At 66.4% G+C, this 4,045-nt stretch carries 3 protein-coding genes and 1 pseudogene; 2 read left to right on the top strand and 2 right to left on the bottom strand.

All coding sequences use genetic code 11. From position 1 onward, the window contains the following. Both G3N99_RS36205 and pdeR read left to right on the top strand, forming a co-directional pair. Positions 1 to 190 (top strand): hydantoinase B/oxoprolinase family protein (locus G3N99_RS36205; RefSeq protein WP_205820010.1); only part of this gene is annotated, 190 nt, incomplete at its 5' end. 564 nt (positions 191 to 754) lie between these two features. Then, complete coding sequence (pdeR, locus tag G3N99_RS36200) at positions 755 to 2,758, top strand: cyclic di-GMP phosphodiesterase (protein ID WP_174988496.1); 2,004 nt, start codon at positions 755 to 757, stop codon at positions 2,756 to 2,758. A gap of 48 nt (positions 2,759 to 2,806) precedes the next feature. Here pdeR and G3N99_RS36195 read toward each other — a convergent pair whose 3' ends face one another. Continuing rightward, a complete protein-coding gene (locus tag G3N99_RS36195; RefSeq protein WP_174944810.1) occupies positions 2,807 to 3,670 on the bottom strand; it encodes a crotonase/enoyl-CoA hydratase family protein in 864 nt (287 codons plus the stop codon). 248 nt (positions 3,671 to 3,918) lie between these two features. After that, positions 3,919 to 4,045 (bottom strand): annotated as a pseudogene (locus tag G3N99_RS42190) (LysR family transcriptional regulator); the annotation flags it as partial.

Here is a 4,045-nt window from a genome sequence, read left to right as displayed (position 1 = left end):
GTCGAACAACCGGATCCATGCGCCGTTCGGCGCGGCGGGCGGCGAGGCCGGCGCGCTCGGCCGCAACACGATCGAGCGCGCGGACGGCACGGTCGAGGCGCTCGACCATATCGGCCGCGCGCAGATGGCGCCGGGCGACGTGTTCGTCGTCGAAACGCCGGGCGGCGGCGGATACGGCGCGGCGGGCTGACCCGTGCAACCGGCGCCGGCGCCCCACGCCGGGGCTCGAACGGCATTGCAACGGACTGTGGAATAAAGTCGCGCATTAACGCACGAAAGGAATCAAAGTCGACGGAAAGTCGGGTCGCCGGACGGCGATCCGACCCTGTCGTCACGGTCGTGTCACAGCGCTTTCCCCGAATGCTGGAATCTGCCGCAAACGCCCGCCTGGCGGGGCGATCAGCCCGACTCGCCACCCCCGTTGCGCACCGCCGCAACCGCAATTGAGCGAGCTGCCAATCATGAAAAATCCGGCTTGCCAATCGAGTCCCAATTCCTTGACACTCTGCTCTAAATGTGAGTGCCAATCCTGATCGTCATTTGATAAGATGGCTCTCATCATTCGTTAGGCAGCACCTGCGCGCATCATGCGCGAACGCCGGGTCGCATTAGCTGGAAACAAGTACGGGACGAGGCCCATCATCACGGCAATCACGGTCGCCTTGCCGGGCGCGCACGACGCGCGGCCCGGAACGGCGGTCGGCCGGCTCGCCTCCGTCTACACTGTGCGTTTTTTCTGGATCGGGGCGTCTCCATGGATGACGAAAACGATAGCGCGGTGCTTGAAGCGCACGTCGGTACGCGCAGCCCCTGCTGGCGTCTCGGCAGCGACAGCAATGCACTCGAACTGGCGGCCGTCCGCGGCCTGACCAACGTCGCCGTCGCGCTGACGGGCGAACAGGCCGCGCACATCCGCGCGCTGACCGGCGTCACGTCGCACCTCGTGCTCGACATCACGCTGTTCGGCGAACCGGTTCGCCTCCATCTCGTCGGCCGGAAGGTCGACACGACCAACTGGGCCGGCACGGCGTCCGCCTATTCCGATGCCGAATCCGTCGCGGGCGATCTCGCTCACGGGCTCGCGTTCGCCGAGCAGGTCGTGTCCGAAGTGAATTCGCTCGTCGTGATTCTCGACCGCAACGGGATGGTGCAGCGCTTCAACCGCCTGTGCGAGGAAGTGACGGGCAAGCGCGAGGTCGACGTGATCGGCCGCAGCGCGTTCGAGCTGTTCATGACGCCCGAGCAGGGCGCGCAGTCGCGCAGCAACATCACGGGCTTTTTCGCGAGCAACCACTCGTTCGCGGTCGAGCGCTACATCAACACGGTCAACGGGCCGCGGCTGTTCCAGTTCCGCAACAAGTTCGTGCAGAGCGGCAGCGGCGTCGACGAGCAATTCCTGATCTGCTCGGGCATCGACATTACCGAGGAGCGCAGCGCGCAGCAGCGGCTCAGCGAACTCGCGAACACCGACGTGCTGACCGGCCTGCCGAACCGGCATGCGATCAGCGAGCGCATCCACGCGGCGATCGCGGCCGAGACGGCCGCGACGCGCGGGCAGGTCGGCATCCTGTTCCTCGATCTCGACAACTTCAAGCGCGTCAACGATCACTACGGGCACATCACCGGCGACCGGCTGCTGCAGGACGTGTCGGCGATCATCAGCGGCTGCCTGCCGTCCGGCGCGACGCTCGCGCGGCTCGGCGGCGACGAATTCCTCGTGCTGTTCGAGCACGGCACGCGGCCGCTGCTCGAAGCGACCGCGCAGATCATTCTCGAACGGCTGCGCACGCCGATTCATCTCGGGCTGATGGAGGTCTACACGAGCTGCTCGATCGGCATCGCGATGCATCCGCAGCACGGCGATTCGCTCGAGACGCTGATCCGCAGCGCCGATACGGCGATGTACGTCGCGAAGGAAGAGGGCAAGCATACGTATCGCGTGTTCTCGCTGGAGATGAACCAGAAGGTCGCGAAGTACATGTGGCTCGACACGAACCTGCGCAAGGCGCTCGAAGAGGAGCAGTTCGTGCTGCACTACCAGCCGGTCGTCGATATCGCGACCGGCGACGTGCACGGGGTCGAGGCGCTGGTCCGCTGGCAGTCGCCCGATCGCGGGCTCGTCGCGCCGGTCGAGTTCATCCGCTTCGCGGAGGAGTCGGGCCTGATCGCGCCGCTCGGGCGCTGGGTGATGCGTACCGCGGCCGCGCAGGCCGCCGCATGGAAGGCGAAGGGGCTCGGCATCCGGATCGCGGTGAACGTGTCCGCGCGGCAGTTGCAGGACATGAACATCGTGCACCAGATGGCGTCGATCCTCGACGCCGCGGGGCTCAAGCCCGGCCTGCTCGACATCGAGCTGACCGAAAGCTGCTTCATCGAGGACGAGGACGCGGCCAACGGGCTGATGCGGCAGTTCCGCCAGCTCGGCGCGGAGATCCATCTCGACGATTTCGGCACCGGCTATTCGTCGCTGTCGCAGTTGTCGCGCCTGCCGCTCGACGCGATCAAGCTCGACCGCAGCTTCATCACGGGCATCGACCGCAATCCGCGCTCGCAGGCACTGGTGCGCTCGGTCGTGTCGCTCGCGAAGGCGCTGAATTTCGCGGTGGTCGCCGAAGGCGTCGAAACGCATGCGGAAGCCGAATTCCTCAAGCAGCTCGACGTCGATCATGCGCAGGGCTACTACTTCGCCCGCCCGATGCCGGCCCAGGCGTTCGAGGCGTGGCTCGCGGAGACGAGAAAGCTCAGGCTGATCGCCTGAGCTTCGTTCCCGAGCGGGCGCCGCCGGCCCGCGGCGGCGCCCGTCGCATTACACCGTGCGCAGCTTCGACACGCGCCGGTTCTGCAGCATCACGAGGCGTTCCATGTACGCGAGATCCTTCGGCTCGATCGTGAACGCCGCATGCACCCACGCTTCCGTGATGTCCATCAGCTCGGAGCGCGTGAGCTGAAACACCCGCTCGCGCGCGCGCAGCATCGCGCGCACGCCATTCAGCTTCGGCTTCATCACGTCGATGAAGGTGCGCGTCGCGAGATACGCGTCGCCCGCGTCGAACGTCTGGTCGATCAGGCCGCGATCCTCGTACCACTCGGCTGCGTGCGCTTCACCGGTCGAGATCAGTTGCTCCGCAACGCCCCGATCGGCCTTGCGCGTGACGAGCGAATAGCCGCCCATGCCCGGGAACAGGTTGAACGCGATCTCGGGGAACCCGAGCTTCACGCCCTTCTGCGCGAGCATGTAGTGATGCGCGAGCGCGGCCTCGAACCCGCCGCCGAGCGCGCTGCCCTCGACCATCGCGATCGAGATCGCCCCGGTGCCGAAGCCCGTGTAGATCTCGTACACGCCGTCGATGCACGAGCGCGCATAGGCCATCAGCAGGTCGCGCTTGCCGCTGCGGATCGCGTCGACGAAAAAGCTCAGGTCGCCGCCGACGTTGAACAGCTCGGGGACGAGCGAACCCGTCACCCAGAAGTCGAACGGCAGGCCCGAGTCGCGTGCGACGCGTGCGAGATGGATGATGTCGGTAACGAGTTGCTGGTTGAAGCACGGCCGCGGCTCCGATCGCAGCATCATCCACATGACATTACGGCCCTCTTCGTAAAAGGCAGTCAGTTGCGTGAGTTCGCCGGCTTCATAAAACGGGCGGCACGCGGGATGGGATTGGAGTTGCATGGTATGTCCTCGTGAGATGTGGTTTTCGAAGACCGTCGCGCCCGGTGCCGAGCGGGAGGCGAGTGACCCGCAGGGCGCCGGGCGCGAGGCATCGCCATTGTTGCGCGCGCACAAAAGACGAATTGCGAGGAACCACGCACGATCGGGACGCGGGCGCCGGTCGCATCGGTGCCGAGGGGGAAGGCGGCGGCGAGCACGGCGGGTCGGGTTCGGGCGGCGGCGGCCGATGCGCGGTGGGAGCGGGGGAGGAAATCGATGCGGCCGGCCGCGAGTTCGTCGACGGAGATCTTCCGGTCCGAATGCACGACGCGGATCCGCAACTGTGGTGCGACGTGCTGGATGCGTGCGAGAAATGCCGGCAGCACGGCGAAGGCC

This window comes from Burkholderia sp. Ac-20392, assembly GCF_017104585.1.
GTDB classification, from domain to species: domain Bacteria; phylum Pseudomonadota; class Gammaproteobacteria; order Burkholderiales; family Burkholderiaceae; genus Burkholderia; species Burkholderia lata.
Note: the sequence above shows the minus strand (reverse complement) of the source record. Positions and strands in the feature narration are given on the sequence as shown.

What these genes read in the sequence shown, in the direction of transcription:
- pdeR (WP_174988496.1), top strand. Translation starts at nt 755, where the DNA reads ATGGATGACGAAAACGATAGCGCGGTGCTTGAAGCGCACGTCGGTACG.
- G3N99_RS36195 (WP_174944810.1), bottom strand. Translation starts at nt 3,670, where the DNA reads ATGCAACTCCAATCCCATCCCGCGTGCCGCCCGTTTTATGAAGCCGGC.